The sequence below is a fragment of the Arsenicicoccus sp. UBA2120 genome (assembly GCF_002330965.1).
GTDB lineage: Bacteria > Actinomycetota > Actinomycetes > Actinomycetales > Dermatophilaceae > Arsenicicoccus > Arsenicicoccus bolidensis.
In genome coordinates, this window is record NZ_DCYC01000070.1 from 73,378 (window position 1) to 87,226 (window position 13,849).

General features: G+C 70.5%; 13 protein-coding genes. 3 read left to right on the forward strand and 10 right to left on the reverse strand.

The features are described from left to right. Window position 1: 1 nt before the first annotated feature. The 9 genes from B2P18_RS10515 to B2P18_RS10555 all read right to left on the reverse strand — a co-directional run bounded on the left by B2P18_RS10515 (window position 2) and on the right by B2P18_RS10555 (window position 9,179). Window positions 2-1,147, reverse strand: coding sequence for an alpha/beta hydrolase (locus B2P18_RS10515; protein WP_286958372.1), 1,146 nt, complete (start codon window positions 1,145-1,147; stop codon window positions 2-4). A 97-nt stretch (window positions 1,148-1,244) separates the two neighbouring features. After that, complete coding sequence (locus B2P18_RS10520) at window positions 1,245-1,775, reverse strand: Uma2 family endonuclease (protein WP_286958371.1); 531 nt, start codon at window positions 1,773-1,775, stop codon at window positions 1,245-1,247. Next, window positions 1,772-2,896, reverse strand: coding sequence for a phosphotransferase family protein (locus B2P18_RS10525; protein WP_286958876.1), 1,125 nt, complete (start codon window positions 2,894-2,896; stop codon window positions 1,772-1,774). Before B2P18_RS10525 ends, B2P18_RS10520 begins: the two co-directional genes overlap by 4 nt. Further along, window positions 2,893-3,972, reverse strand: coding sequence for a TIGR03857 family LLM class F420-dependent oxidoreductase (locus B2P18_RS10530; RefSeq protein ID WP_286958369.1), 1,080 nt, complete (start codon window positions 3,970-3,972; stop codon window positions 2,893-2,895). Before B2P18_RS10530 ends, B2P18_RS10525 begins: the two co-directional genes overlap by 4 nt. Next, window positions 3,969-4,394, reverse strand: coding sequence for a MaoC/PaaZ C-terminal domain-containing protein (locus tag B2P18_RS10535; RefSeq protein WP_286958367.1), 426 nt, complete (start codon window positions 4,392-4,394; stop codon window positions 3,969-3,971). The genes B2P18_RS10530 and B2P18_RS10535 overlap by 4 nt, the downstream gene beginning before the upstream one ends. Then, window positions 4,391-4,819 carry an FAS1-like dehydratase domain-containing protein gene (locus B2P18_RS10540; protein ID WP_286958366.1) on the reverse strand — a complete coding sequence of 143 codons (429 nt, stop codon included), beginning with the start codon at window positions 4,817-4,819 and terminating at the stop codon, window positions 4,391-4,393. Before B2P18_RS10540 ends, B2P18_RS10535 begins: the two co-directional genes overlap by 4 nt. Next, window positions 4,816-6,405 carry a class I adenylate-forming enzyme family protein gene (locus B2P18_RS10545; protein ID WP_286958885.1) on the reverse strand — a complete coding sequence of 530 codons (1,590 nt, stop codon included), beginning with the start codon at window positions 6,403-6,405 and terminating at the stop codon, window positions 4,816-4,818. Before B2P18_RS10545 ends, B2P18_RS10540 begins: the two co-directional genes overlap by 4 nt. 9 nt (window positions 6,406-6,414) lie before the next feature. Beyond that, on the reverse strand, window positions 6,415-7,560 hold the full coding sequence (locus B2P18_RS10550; RefSeq protein ID WP_286958364.1) for an acetyl-CoA acetyltransferase: 1,146 nt from the start codon (window positions 7,558-7,560) through the stop codon (window positions 6,415-6,417). Continuing rightward, the gene (locus tag B2P18_RS10555) at window positions 7,557-9,179 is read right to left on the reverse strand and encodes an AMP-binding protein (RefSeq protein ID WP_286958890.1); all 1,623 of its coding nucleotides are present in this window, start codon (window positions 9,177-9,179) and stop codon (window positions 7,557-7,559) included. The genes B2P18_RS10550 and B2P18_RS10555 overlap by 4 nt, the downstream gene beginning before the upstream one ends. A gap of 181 nt (window positions 9,180-9,360) precedes the next feature. Here B2P18_RS10555 and B2P18_RS10560 point away from each other — a divergent pair, with 181 nt between their 5' ends. Genes B2P18_RS10560 through B2P18_RS10570 form a run of 3 tightly spaced genes read left to right on the forward strand, consistent with a single transcriptional unit; the run spans window position 9,361 to window position 13,149 of the window. After that, the gene (locus tag B2P18_RS10560; protein WP_286958362.1) at window positions 9,361-10,941 is read left to right on the forward strand and encodes a class I adenylate-forming enzyme family protein; all 1,581 of its coding nucleotides are present in this window, start codon (window positions 9,361-9,363) and stop codon (window positions 10,939-10,941) included. Beyond that, entirely contained in the window at window positions 10,938-12,107 is a 1,170-nt protein-coding gene (locus tag B2P18_RS10565) for an acyl-CoA dehydrogenase family protein (protein ID WP_286958361.1), read from the forward strand. The genes B2P18_RS10560 and B2P18_RS10565 overlap by 4 nt, the downstream gene beginning before the upstream one ends. Before the next feature lie 10 nt (window positions 12,108-12,117). Further along, window positions 12,118-13,149, forward strand: a complete 1,032-nt coding sequence (locus tag B2P18_RS10570) for an acyl-CoA dehydrogenase family protein (protein ID WP_286958360.1) — start codon at window positions 12,118-12,120, stop codon at window positions 13,147-13,149. 1 nt (window position 13,150) lies between these two features. Here the strand turns inward: B2P18_RS10570 and B2P18_RS10575 are convergent, their stop codons facing one another. After that, window positions 13,151-13,771: a GntR family transcriptional regulator gene (locus B2P18_RS10575; protein WP_286958907.1), complete on the reverse strand. Its 621-nt coding sequence runs from the start codon at window positions 13,769-13,771 to the stop codon at window positions 13,151-13,153. Between the last annotated feature and the right edge of the window lie 78 nt (window positions 13,772-13,849).

A 13,849-nucleotide genomic window follows, 5' to 3' on the forward strand; every position in this document is an offset into this window, starting at 1 on the left:
GTCAGAGCATGTCGTGGCGCCCCAGCCAGTCCGCCATGAACCTGGCGACGTCGCGCACGAGATCAGGCCGTCCCTCGAAGTAGTGCGTCCCGCCCGGGACGTCGATCCGCTCCCAGTCCGTGTGCACGATGGCATCGGTGATCTGCCTGGTGTGGGAGGGCATGACCGTCGGGTCCGCCGTGCCGAGCACGACCAGGATCGGCGCCGCGATCTCTGAGAAGTTCTGCACACCGGCATTGGTGTGCTCCAGGCTCCACTGGCTCAGCCATGAACGAAGCGTCGTGAAGTGGGCCAGCGACGCGGGTAGGTAGTTCGCCGTCTGCGGAGGACCCCACAAGGTGACCCCCAGGTCACGGTCGTTCGGGTCGATCGCGGGATCGAGAAACCTCAGGTCGGCGGTCGTCCCGTGCACGACGAAGGGCAGGTCCGTGAGGCCGTCCCCACGACGCGCCAGACCCTCGACCTGGCCCAGGACCCACGCGGTGATCCGCTCGACGCGAGCCGTCTGGGCCGCACGGTAGGCGGCGATGAAGTGCTCCGGGTAGGCCGGACCGTTGGCCGGGTCGAACATGTCCAGGGACGGTGTGCGGACGAACGGCTTCGCCTCGTCCACGATGGCCGGGTCGATCCACTCAGCTCGCAGCAACGCGCGACTGGGGTGGGCGTTCAGCAGGATCAGGGCGTCGGCCGCCACCAGGCCGGATGTGGTGAGGTCGGGCCCTCCTCCCCCGGGAGCCTGGCGGATGGTGGGCCGCTCGGCCTGCGACTGGTAGAGGGGGGCGAGTCCCCCTCCCCCCGAGTTGCCGAGGACCACCACCTTGTCGTAGTCCGCCCGCAGCCGGGCCACGGTCGCACTCACGTCGAGGACACAGTTCTCCAGGAGTAGCGCGCTGTCATTGCCGATGTACCTCGTGGTCATGCCGACCGCCGCCACTCCCGACCGCGCAAGATCATCGAGCAGGTAGTGCCCGAGGAAGTTCGCGGTCGGGTGGCAGAGCACGACCGCCGTGCGCGGCTTCGACCCCTTGACGCGCACCTCACGAGCCCAGACCCGACCCGAGATGCGAGCGACGCCGGAGTAGATGTCCACGGCCCCCGACGCGTCCATGGGAACCGGGATCAGGCGTTCCTCGAGATCGGCCTGCACGTGGCACCTCCGGTCGAACCGTCGCGGTTGCGGATGAACGCATCCTCCCGCAGTGAGAGCTAACTGTCAACAGTTTACATTTGCTCGTGTGCTGCGGCTACTCGATCCCCAGGCCGGACGGCCGGACGGCTACTCGGAAGGGTTCGGTGAGGACGAGCACCTCGTCCCCGCGCGCCGAGGCCCGCTCGACCAGGTCGACGACGCCGGACGTATCGGTGGTCAGCGCGAACGCCGTCAAGGACGGGGCCAACGGGTCGACGAACCACACAGCAGGTATGCCGGCCGAGGCGTACGCCCGCATGTTGGCCGTCACCACCGCACGTCGGGATCGGTCGAGGACCTCGACCACGAGCTCCGGCAGCCCGTGCGGGTGACCCCCGCCAACCACGACGAGGTCGGGCCGGACCACGGTGGTGGGACCGAGGACCACCTCGGCGTCCACGAGGACCTGACCGTCACCGGCGGGCGTCGCCCGGTCGAGCAGGGTCGACAGGCGGGACACGGCGAGCTCCTGCCAGCGCCCCCTGGGCGGCGAGATGGTGATCGCTCCTGCGACGAGCTCACAGCGATGAGCGGGCCACTGCCCGCGGGCATGCTGCAGCTGAGCCACGTCGATCTGCGCGCTCACGACCCGCCTCGGTGGCGCTGGTAGTCCGCGGACAGCTCGGGGACCTCGAGGCCGAGACGCCGCGCGAGGAGGATGGTCGCGGCGTTCTCGTGCGCCATGCGGGTGCCGGGTTCCAGCTCGCCCCTGGCGACGCGCCGGTCCGCCTGCCTGATCAGGGTCGTCGCCAGGAAGAAGGCTTGCTGAACCTCGAAGAAGTCGAGACTCGCCAGGGCGTGACCGCTGCGCTCCTCGTAGGTGTCGATGGATTCGTCCCGGCCTGGGAGACCCTCGAGCCGCGTGACGCCGATGGCGTCGGTCGCGAGCTCGTCGAAGACGAGCCAGTGGGCCACGTCGATCTCACGTGGTCCGATGCTGGCGACCTCCCAGTCCAGGACCGCCTCGACGGTGCCGTCCGGTCCGAAGATCATGTTGCCCACGCGCGCGTCGCCCCACACCAAGGCGTCCGGGCCGCCACCGGCGCGCGAGACATTGTCCTGCAGCCACCGCAGCGCGACGTCGGGTATCGCAAAGCTCCGCTCTCGGGCGGCCCAGCGGTACCACGCGGTGAGCCGACGCAGGTGAGCGCCAGCACCTGTCGCGTCCCCGGCTGGGGCGAGGAACCCCAGGTCGTCCTCCCATCGCACCTGGTGGACGCCCACCAGCGCGTCCATGGCGTTGTCCCACAAGGTCCGGCGCTCCGTCGGCGACAGGCCGGTCAGCCAGCCGGTGGAGTGGATGGACGGTTTGGCGCCGGGCACTCGACCCGGCACCAGGTCCATGACGAAGAAGGGCCGGTCGAGCACGCGACCCGACTGCTCCGTCCACCGCACGCTCGGGACCGGGACGCTCGACCCGGCCAGGCCTCGCAGGATCGCCGCCTCTCGGAGGACGTCCGGCCGCAGGAAGATTCCGTCGGGAGCCGGCTCACGCCGGACCACCTGGCGAGCTTCGTGCTGCCGGCCGCGCAGCTGCCAGGTCAGCCGGTAGGTCCACAAGTCGGACGACTGTCCCACGACCGGCCGCGCGACGTCGTGCAGGGAGACCTCGTCGACACCGTGACCGTGGTCCTCGACGAGTCGGTCCAGCAACCAGGGGGTGAGTCGCGCGACGAGCGTGTCGTGCCCCGGTCGATCAGGCGTCATGACGGTCGCGCCGGGATCGCCCCGACCAGCGCATCCAGCTCGGTGACCCGGGCGCCGTGCAGGATGATCTCGTCCGCCCCCGCCAGCAGGTAGTCGCCGATCCGCGCCACGCAGGCGTCCGCAGAGCCGACGGCGGTCGCATCGGGCAGCCAGTGGTGCGGGAGCGCCTCGGCCAGCTCCGCGAGCTGGTCCCGAGAGAGGTTCTTGTCGGCCGGCAGCCCGGCGAGATCTCTCAGCGCCGGCTGGTCGCGAAAGGCAGCGAGGGCGTCCCGCGCCCATCCGTTGGCACCAACGATGGCGTCCCCCAGACCCGCCACCGAGAGGTAACCCGCCGCACGGGCGTCCACCGCCGCCCTGGCCGCCTCCGGGGCCAGGTCTGGCGCGACGACGAGCGTTGCCGCGCACCGGATCGCGTCCGGGTCCCGACCTGCCGCGGCCGCGGCGTCGCGCACCCGCAGGATCGACCGCCGCACGCCCTCCGGCGTGAGCAGCGGGTGCAGGATCACGCCGTCGTAGGCCCGCCCGGCGAGGTCGAGGGTCTTGGGCCCGATGGCCGCGAGGAGGAGCGGTGGCGGCGGCAGCTCGAGATGCTGGGCCAGGCGCAACCGGGGGAAGCTGCCCAGCGGACCCTCGTGGCTGACCGTGTCACCAGCCCACAGGCGACGAAGGATCGAGGCGATGTCCTCCAGAGCCCGCAGGGTCGGAGCCTGGGCCCCGTACGCGGCCCACCGCCAGGCGGCCGACCGGCCGAACCCCATGACGAAGCGGCCGCCCGTCAACGCCTGGAGGGTCTGTCCCATCGAGGCGAGCACCATCGGGTGACGCAGCACCGGGTGGGTCACGGCCGCGCCGATCCGGATCCGGTCGGTGACCTGGCCGATGGCTCCGGCCAAGGACGGGAGGTCCTTGGTGTCGTAGCGTTCGCCGAGCCAGGCCGTCCCCAGGCCCAGCCGCTCGGCGGCGCGAGCCTCGTCGAGGCCGCGCCGAGGATCGGTAGCAGCACCGGGCAGGACGTAGCAGCCCACCCGCTCGCGGGTGACCCCCTGCCTGCTGGACGCCGAGGACGAGTCGCTCACGGCGCTCCGTCCGTCGTCTCCGGCACGATGCAGCGCACCGTGCCGGACAGCGCCGTCGCGCCGGTCTGACGCGTGCAGGTCACCTCGACGGTCGCCAGCGGACCCTCGTCGCTCTCGCTCATGGCGACGACCCGTCCGGCGAAGGTGAGGACGTCGTCCGGCCAGACCTGTTCCTTGAAGCGAACCTTGAGGCCACGGATGTTGTGCGGACCCAGCCACTCGCTGGCGAAGGTCCCGAGCAGACCGGCCGTCAGCATCCCCTGGGCGAACACCGAGGGAAACCCGGCTCCGCGCGCGAAGCCGTCGTCGTAGTGCATCGGATTGAAGTCACCTGAGGCCCCGGAGTAGCGGACCAGCATCTGGCGCGTGATGGGTCCGAAGGCTCGTTCGGCCCCCGATCCCATCGTGATCGGTCCGGTCATGGCTGGTCCTCCCCGATCGGCTCCGTCTCCACCAAGGTCATCCGCTGCTCGGCCACCAGCCTCCCGCTGTCGTCCACGAACTCCGTCACCACGACCGCGAATCGCATGGTGCCGCCTCGTCTGCCCGGGCGCTCGTAGGTCTTGTCGAGGCGGTGCCGGCCGGTGAGTCGCTGACCTGCTCCTGGTGGCGGCCCGTGGAAGAGGTACTCCTGCTCACCGTGGAGGAGTCGCCTGCGGTCGAACCCCGCGAGGGCCACGGGCGAGACTCCGCTCCAGAACACCGAGGACACCAGGAAGGTCGGTGGCGACACCGCGCCCGAGAGCAGCTCTGGGTCGGTGGCCAGGGTCGCGGTGGCGAACTCGCGCACCTTGCCCTTCTCGACGAGCATGTCGAATGGCGCGTCGGTCGGTGCGGTAGTTGTCATGAGTCTCCTCGTGGGGGTGCTGGCGCAGGGGGTGTGGAACCTGGCGCGGTGGGGGCGCCCCCGACGCGCACGTCGACCGACCCGGGGTCGCCGAGCCGCTGGAGCGCCGTCTTGTCGACCTTGAGCATGGCGGTGACCGGAAGCTCCGGAACGAGGCGCAGATCGTCTGGGGACTTGTAGTCCGCGAGCCGGGCACCGACGTGCTCCCTCAGCTCGCGGAGGGTCGGCGGGTCATCCGGATCAGTGGGGACGACCCAGGCCATGCCCCGCTCGCCGAGCACCGGCGTCTCCACGCCGATGACCGCCACCCTCGCCACCTTGGGATGGTCGGCCAGCTCGTGCTCGACCTCGAGCGGGTAGACGTTGTAGCCGCCACGGATATACATCTCCTTGCTGCGGCCGACGAGGACCAGGTTGCCACCGTGGCCGATCCAGCCGAGGTCGCCCGTTCGGAGCCAGTCGCCGCAGAAGGCGGCCTCCGTCAAGGCGGGAGCCTGCCAGTACCCGCGCATCACACAGGCACCCCGGACCTGGACGTGACCCGTCTCGCCACCACCCACCTCGACGTCGTCCGCGTCGACGATCCGCACCGCCATGCCCGCCTGGGGGCGCCCCACGGTCCGGCTCTGCACCGCCGGCGGGTCGGCCGGATCGGTACCGGTGATGCTGGGCGCCTCGGTCATCGCGTAGCGGACCACGAGCGAGCACCCCAGCCGCTCACGAACCGCCTCGACGAGCTCGGGCGAGGCCGGAGCCGTGGCGGCGACACCGACACGCAGGTGCGGGAGGACCGCCCGGTCCAGGCCGGGCACCGTCAGCAGCTTGGCCCACTGGGTCGGCACCCCGCCCGCGAGGTCGATGCGCTCGTCGACCAGGAGCCGTGCCATGTCCTGCACGCTCCACGGTTGGGGACTGACGACCAGGGTCGAGCCGCTGACGAGCTGTTCGACCACCTTGGCGAGGTATCCAGCGTGCGCGAAGGGGGTGCTGAACAGTCGGCGCTCACGCCGACCCCCGATGGCGCCTGCCGAGGCCACCGCCGCGGCCAGGCCACGGTGGTCGTACCACGCCCCCTTGGGGACCCCCGTCGTCCCGCTCGTCCAGATGATGACGGCCGCGTCGTCCGGTCGCGATGTCGACGCCGGCCCCGGCTCGCGCGTCGGGGCTGCCGCCCAGTCGATGTCGTCATGGCCAATCACCCTCGTGCCCGGGTCGATCGCCGGCCAGGGCACGGTGTCGTCGCGCACGACGAGCGCCGGCGAGCTTGCGCGCAGGATCGCGCCGACCTCGTGCGCGCCCAGCCGGGTGTTGACGGCGGTGACCACCGCGCCGAGCCTGAGCACTGCGGCATACGCGATCGCGAAGTCGATCCCTGAAGGCAGGAGAAGGGCGACGACCTCGCCGGGCCGGACGCCCCGCCCGGCGAGCCGCTCGGCCACCCCGGCGGCCGCTCGGTCCCACTCCGCGAAGGTCAGGGTGCGCGCACCCTCGACGTAGGCCTGCTGATCACCGTGCTCCCTCACGGCAGCCCGCATGGCCTCGCCGAACGTGAGCGGAGGGCCTGGTGTCGGGGTGGGGATGCACACGACGATCGCCTACTCGGTACCCAGGATCATGGTCCCGTTCGTGCAGAACCAGCCGCCGGTACCGCTGACGCAGGCCAGACGCGCGTCGTTCACCTGGCGCGGCCCGGCCTGACCACGAAGCTGCCGAACCGCCTCGACGATGAGGAAGAGCCCGCGCTGGCCGGGGTGGCAGGCCGACAGCCCGCCACCATCGGTGTTGGTGGGGAGACTCCCGCCCAGACGCAGCGCGCCCGACTCGACGAATGCTCCTCCTCCACCACGCTCGCAGAACCCCAGGTCCTCGAGAGTCAGCAGAAGCATGTAGGTGAAGGCGTCATACAGCTGCGCCACGTCGATGTCCTGAGGGGTGACGCCCGCGCGCTCGAAGGCGCGCTTGCCGGCGATGGTCGCCGGACCCACGGTGAAGTCGTCCCACTGCGACATCGACACGTGGCTCGTCGCCTCACCTGACCCAAGGATCCAGACCGGCTCGTGCTTGAGGTCTGGGACCCGATCCTCCGCGACGAGGACGACGGCGGCGCCACCGTCCGAGCGGATGCAGCACTGGAGCTTGGTGAAGGGGTCCGCGATCATCGGACCGGCGAGGACATCCTCCACCGTGATCGGGTCCCGGAACATGGCCTCCGGGTTGTCGGCCGCGTTGAAGCGTGCAGACACCGCGACGTCTGCGAGCTGCTCGATGGTCGTGCCGTACTCGTGCATGTGGCGGCGGGCGGCCATGGCGTACTTGGAGATGATCGTGTGACCGTACGGCGCCTCCCACTGGACCGGCCCGCGGGTTCCCCAGGCCAGGCTGGCCGTGCGCAGCCGCTTGCGGATGTCCGCCCGGGCCGTGGAGCCGTAGGTGAGCAGGACGACGTCAGCGTGCCCGGCCGAGATCGCGTCGGCGGCATGGGCAGCCATGACCTCCCACGAGGCACCCCCGACGGCGGTGGAGTCCAACCAGCGGGGCCGCAGGCCGAGGTACTCGGCCACGTCGGCCGGGGGGAGCATGCCGAGAGAGGTCGACGCTACGCCGTCGATGTCTGCGGGCTGCAGCCCTGCGTCGGCCAGTGCTCGCTGGCTGCTCTGGGCGACGAGCGCCCAAGGAGACAGGTCGTCGACCCTGCCGACGTCGGAGAGGGCCACACCGGCCACGGCGACTCTGCGGTTCACGATTCCTCCGGGGAGTGGACATCGATCGGACGATCAGCGGTCAGCCGCTCCCGGAGGTCCCGCTTGAGGACCTTGCCGTAGCCGCTTCGGGGAAGGCTGTCGACGCTGACGTAGTCCTTCGGCCGCTTGTAGGACGCCAGACGGGACCGGACATGCTCCTGGAGCGCGCCGACGCTCACGGTGGATCCGCCCACGGGCACGACGACCGCCACCACGCGTTCGCCCCAGTCCCGGTCGGGGATGCCGACGACGGCGACCTCGTGGACGACCGGGTGCTCGAGCAGGACCTCTTCGACCTCCCGGGCGTACACGTTGGAGCCGCCGCTGATGATCAGATCCTTCAAGCGATCGAGGACGTACAGGTAGCCGCGCTGGAAGGTGCCGACGTCACCGGTGTGCAGCCAGCCGCCTCGCAGGGTGTCAGCGGTCTCCTCGGGCCGGCCCCAATAGCCCTTCATCACGGCTGGGCCACGCACGACGATCTCACCTCTGGCGCCGTCGGGCACCTGCCGGCCGGCGGCGTCGACGACCCGCACCTGCATGCCGGTCCGAGCGTGGCCCGCCGACCCGAGGCGGGACGACTCCGGCCCGGTGAGTCGGTGCTCTGCATGGGACAGGAACGTGGCGGTCATCGGAGTCTCTCCCTGTCCGTACAGCTGGACGAGGACGGGCCCGAGCGAGCTGATCGCCGCTCTGAGGTCCTCGACGTGGAAGGGCGCGCCGCCATACACGATCGACCGCAGGCAGCTCAGGTCCGGCGGCTGGCCGCTCACCCGGCGCGCATCGATCTCTGCGACCATCCGAGTGATCTGGGTCGGCACCATCCAGGTGTCCGTCACGCGATGCTCGACGAGGAGTTCCAGTGTCTCGGCCGCGGTCACGGTCTCGGGTGCCGGGATGACCTGGGTGGCGGCCTTGGCGACGGCCACCAGGGCGTGGAACCCGGCGCCGTGGCTCAGCGGCGCCACGTGCAGCACCACGCTGTCCGGCGTCAGGGGGGTGAGGTCCGCCACCCAGCCCACGACGGCGAAGAGCAGGTTGCCGTGCGTCAGCATCGCGCCCTTGGGCCGACCGGTGGTGCCCGAGGTGTAGAAGAGCCAGCAGCAGTCGTCGTCGGCGACGTCCGCCGCCTCCTGGACCGCCCCTGCGTGGCGAGCGATCTCGCGCTCGTAGTCCAGCATGCGGCCAGGGTCGGCCGGGTCGCCGGCGGAAGGGTCGGCCGTCTCGCCGCCCACCGCGAGGACGTGCCGCACGCTTGTCGACTGGCGCACCGCCTCGATGACCACCGTCGCAAAACCCGGACCGTGCACGAGGACCGCAGCCTGCGAGTCCTGGAGGTGATAGGCCACCTCCCCCGCCGTGTAACGGGGGTTGAGGGGCACCAGGACCAAGCCGAGCTTGAACACGGCGAACATCGTCTCGATGACCTCGGGCCGGTTCCACGACAGGCAGGCGACCCGGTCGCCCGGCTGGACGCCGAGCTCCCGCAGCCCCGCGGCGAGTGCATCCACCCGGGCGTCCAGCTCGGCGAAGGACCAGCGCTGCGAGCCGAACCGCAGCGCCACGTGCTCGCCATGGTGAACCGCCGCCGTGGTGAGGAGAGACCCCACGTTGGTCATGTCCTGCCCCTCTCCCTGTGGACCAGCTCCTGCTTGGTCGTCCTGATCGGAGCGGGTCGTCGGCGACTCTAGCAGAGTTTGTCGACTGTTGACAGATGACGGCCGCCGGGGCAGCATGCGTGGTGGATGGCTTTCGCAGACGCAAGCTTGATCCCTCGTGACCGACGCCCCGGAGGCTGACATGGCAGACGCTGACATCACGCTCTCAGCCCTGGGGACGTCGACCGAGCCTCGGCTCGGCATCCAGGCGAACAGTCTCTGGGACCTCGCGGTCCAGCGGGCTCGGGCCACCCCCGAGGACGTCTTCGCCGTCGACGAGCACGACCGACGGTTGACCTTCGAGGAGCTGCTCCTCAAGGCGGAGCGCGCGGCGGCAGGCCTGCACGAGCTGGGCATCTCTCGGGGGTCCATCGTCTCCTGGCAGCTCCCCACCTGGCTGGAGACGGCCGTCCTCACCCTGGCCCTCAGCCGGATCGGCGCGGTGCAGAATCCGCTCATCATGATGCTGCGCGACAAAGAGGTCCGCTTCATCTGCGGACAGCTGCGGTCCCAGGTGATCATCGTGCCCGTGGAGTACCGGGGGTTCGGCCACCTGGACATGGCACGCAGCCTGGCGACGGATCACGGCTCCGTCGCGGTGCTCGTGGTGGATCGGGACCTCCCGGACGGCGACCCGGCCACCCTTCCTCCTCCCGCGCCCGAGCCGGAGATCCGCTGGGCGTTCTACACGTCGGGCACCACCTCGGACCCCAAGGGTGCCCAGCACACCGACCAGGGGCTCCTGACGGCCTCGGACGCCTACTGCAACGCGATCCGCCCCGTGCCGACCGACCGGCTGGCCGCCTTGGCGCCCATCGCCCACATCGGTGGGATCGTCCACCTCCTGCAAGCCCTCCAGGTTGGCTGCAGCCTCATCTTCGCCGACATCTTCGATCCACAGACGACGACTCGAGCACTGACCTCGGCGGGAGTGACCCACGGCGGAACGGGAGCGCCCTTTGCCCGGATGCTCATCGCGCAGCAGAAGGCCGACCCGAACCGCCGCCTCTTCCCCGAGATGAAGGCCTTCATGATGGGGGGCGCGCCCCGCGTCGCGAGCCTGCACCGAGAGGTCAAGGAGGGGCTCGGCGGGGTGGGAACGGTCTCCGGCTACGGCCTGACCGAATGCCCGTACATCTCCTGGGCAAGCCCAACGGACGACGACGACCACCTTGCCCTGAGCGACGGGCGCGCCAGCCCCGGCGTGCAGATCCGCATCGTCGGGGCTGACGGTCGGCTGGCATCCGTCGGCGAACCGGGCGAGCTGCGCGTGCGCGCACCACAGCTGATGAGGGGATACGTCGACCCCGCCCTGGACGCCGCGGCCTTCGACGAGCTGGGGTTCTTCTGCTCTGGTGATGTCGCCACCATCGACGTCGATGGGTACGTCACCATCACCGGGCGGCTGAAGGACGTCATCATCCGCAACATGGAGAACATCTCGGCCCGCGAGGTGGAGGAGCACCTCGTTCGCTGCGAGGGGGTGGCCGAGGCAGCCGTCGTCGGCCGCGCGGACCCCATCACCGGCGAGCGAGTCGTGGCTGTGGTCGTGCCGGCCGACCCGGCAAACCCTCCGTCGCTCGAGTCGCTGACGCCGCAGCTGCTGGCGCAGGGCCTCAACAAGCGCAAGCTTCCCGAGACGGTCGAGCTCATCAACGCTCTCCCCCGCAACGCCATGGGAAAGATCCTCAAACGCAACCTTCGACCTGGAGCGAGCTCATGAACCTCGACTTCACCCCCGACCAGGACGCCTTCCGCGAGGAGGTTCGTACGTGGCTCGAGGAGCACAAACCCCGGGACACCCGTCCAGAGGACGAAGATGCACGGGAGTACGACCTCGGTTGGCAGCGCACCCTGCACGAGGCAGGGTGGGCGGGCATCGACTGGCCGGTCGAGTATGGCGGTCGGGGGCTGTCCCTGCTGGAGCAGCTCATCTGGCACGAGGAGTACGGCCGCGCAGACCTGCCGGCGATGGACACGCGGTTCGTGGGGCTGAACCACGCCGGCCCCACTCTCATCGCCCGGGCCACCGACGAGCAGAAGTCTCAGCACCTTCCGCCGATCCTGCGGGGGGACGTCCTGTGGTGCCAGGGCTTCTCCGAACCTGGGAGCGGATCTGACCTGGCCTCGCTGCGGACTCGGGCCGTGGTCGACGGCGACGACCTGGTCGTCACTGGTCAGAAGGTATGGACCAGCTACGCTCACGTCGCCGACTGGCAGGAGCTCCTCGTCCGGACCGACGACTCGGGCTCCAAGCACCAGGGCATCACCTGGGTGATCTGCGACATGCACTCTCCCGGGGTGGAGGTGCGGCCCATCGAGACCATCGACGGCGCGCATCACTTCTGCGAGGTCTTCTACGACGAGGTGCGCATCCCGCTGACCAATGTCGTGGGAGGCCTCGGCAACGGCTGGAGCGTGGCCATGTCCACGCTGGCGTTCGAGCGCGGCACCGCATTCACCGCCGGCCAGGTGCGCCTCGCGACGACGGTCGAGCAGCTCATCGAGCTGGCTCGTGAGCTCCCGTCCTCGCTCGGTCGAGGCAGTGCGTTGGCCGACGACGAGATGGCGCGTCGACTGGCGACCGCCCGGGCGGAGGTGGCGGCCCTCCAGGCCATGACCTATGTCGGGGTCTCGCGCACCGACGCGACGGGGGTCCCGGGTCCGGAGGGATCGATCGTCAAGCTCTACTTCAGCGAGCTGCAGAAGTCGGTGGCCCGCCTGGCCATGGACCTCGTCGGATCACGGGGCCTCGAGCTCGTCCCCCTGTCGGCCCCCGACGGCTGGTCCGGACGGTTCCTGGAGTCCTTCTCCTACACCATCGGCGGCGGCACCTCGGAGGTGCAACGCAACATCATCGGAGACCGCGTACTCGGTCTCCCACGCTGAGAGGACGCTCGTGCGACTCATTCCTACCGATGACCAGGACCAGCTGGTCAGAGCAGCAGCCGAGTTCTTGGGCGAGCAGCTGGGCACGGAGCTGGTCCACCGACGGAACGACGCGCAGGTCGTGTCTGCCGAGCTCTGGCGCCGGACCGCTGATCTCGGGCTGCTCGGAGCCGGGCTGCCCGAGCCGGCCGGAGGCCTTGGGCTGGGGCTCGTCGAGGAGTACCTCGTCCTGCGCGAGGTGGGACGCATTCCCTCCCCCGGCCCATTCGTCTCCACGATCCTTGCCGCCCACGTGGCGGCGGCGTCGGGGGACATGTCACTCGCCCAGTCCCTGGTGACTGGCGAGACCCGGGCCGGCCTGGTCCTGCCCGGGCCAGCGCGGAGGGGAGACATGGTCACCGCTGCGAGCGGCGACTCGGCCTACGCCCTCGACGCCCGGCCCGAGGGTCTCGTCATCATGCTCGCCCGGGAGCGCGCCGCGTTGTACGACACCCAGGGTCTGGCCGCGCTCGACCCTGCGCCGAGCCTCGACCCCGCCAGCACCCTGGCCAGGGTCTCCATGTTCGGCGCCGAGCCGCTCACGGAGGTCACGTCGGGAGCCTCCGACATCTTCGCCCGTGCGATGGTCCTCACGGCCGCCGTGCTCACGGGCGTGGCGGAAGGCGCCCTTGCCGCATCGACCCAGCACGCGAAGGTGCGGGAGCAGTTCGGCCGCCCCATCGGGGTCAACCAGGCCGTCAAGCATCGCTGCGCCGACATGGCACTGCGAGCCGAGGCCGCAGCCGGCCAGACCGCGTTCGCGGCAGCAGCCTTCGAAGGGGGCCGCCCCGATGCCGAGCTCCACGCGGTCTCGGCTCTCCTGATGGCCCAGACGGCGGCTCGCGAGAACGCCGCGGCCAACGTGCAGCTGCACGGGGGCATGGGGTTCACGGCCGAGGCCGACGCACATCTCTATGTGAAGCGCGCCGAGGTCCTGACCCATCTGCTCGGGCCGCGAGCGGGGCTCCTAGGACGCCTGATCGAGCTGCCGAGCCCGCGCTGACTCAGTCGTGAGGGGCGAGGAGGGCGACTGCCTCGTCGCGCGACGAGGTCAGGTGCTCGGCGAGCGCGGCAGCGGCGGCATCGCCGTCCCCTGCGGCCAAGGGCACGAGCACGCGCACATGCTGCTCGAGCGCGTGCCTCACGACGAGCTGCTCACCCGATGCGCGCGAGCGCGCCAGGGCGATCTGCTGCAGGACGTCGTCATGGACGCGGGTGATGGCGGCGTTGCCGGCGAGCCGGACGAGCGCGTGGTGGAAGTCGAGCTGGTAGGCGTCGCCGGACACCTGTGCGGCCGCCAGCAACGTCTCCGTCTCCGTCAACAGATCGGCGACCGCTCCTGCGACCTGCGCGGATCCGGCGTGACCGATGGTGCGGACCGCATGCGTCTCCAACGCCGTGCGGAGGTCGTACAGATCGGCGAGCTCGGGGGCGCTGATCGAGGCGACGTACGAGCCATGGTGACTTCGCGTCGTCAGAAGGCCCTGGGTCGCGAGCCGTTGGATCGCCTCGCGCAAGGGCCCACGGCTGATCCGGAGGGACTCGGCAAGCTCGACCTCGTTGACCCGTGTCCCGGGCGCAAGGCGACCGTCCGTGATCATGGCTCGGATCGCGCCCTCGGCCAAGGAGCTGTAGGTGTTGCGTGCCCCTCCGATCGGGGTGACGCCGGGGGTGTTCAGCATGAGGCCCTCTCGCCCGGCCCG

What these genes read in the sequence shown, in the direction of transcription:
- B2P18_RS10525 (WP_286958876.1), bottom strand. Translation starts at nt 2,896, where the DNA reads ATGACGCCTGATCGACCGGGGCACGACACGCTCGTCGCGCGACTCACC.
- B2P18_RS10535 (WP_286958367.1), bottom strand. Translation starts at nt 4,394, where the DNA reads ATGACCGGACCGATCACGATGGGATCGGGGGCCGAACGAGCCTTCGGA.
- B2P18_RS10540 (WP_286958366.1), bottom strand. Translation starts at nt 4,819, where the DNA reads ATGACAACTACCGCACCGACCGACGCGCCATTCGACATGCTCGTCGAG.
- B2P18_RS10555 (WP_286958890.1), bottom strand. Translation starts at nt 9,179, where the DNA reads ATGACCAACGTGGGGTCTCTCCTCACCACGGCGGCGGTTCACCATGGC.
- B2P18_RS10560 (WP_286958362.1), top strand. Translation starts at nt 9,361, where the DNA reads ATGGCAGACGCTGACATCACGCTCTCAGCCCTGGGGACGTCGACCGAG.
- B2P18_RS10565 (WP_286958361.1), top strand. Translation starts at nt 10,938, where the DNA reads ATGAACCTCGACTTCACCCCCGACCAGGACGCCTTCCGCGAGGAGGTT.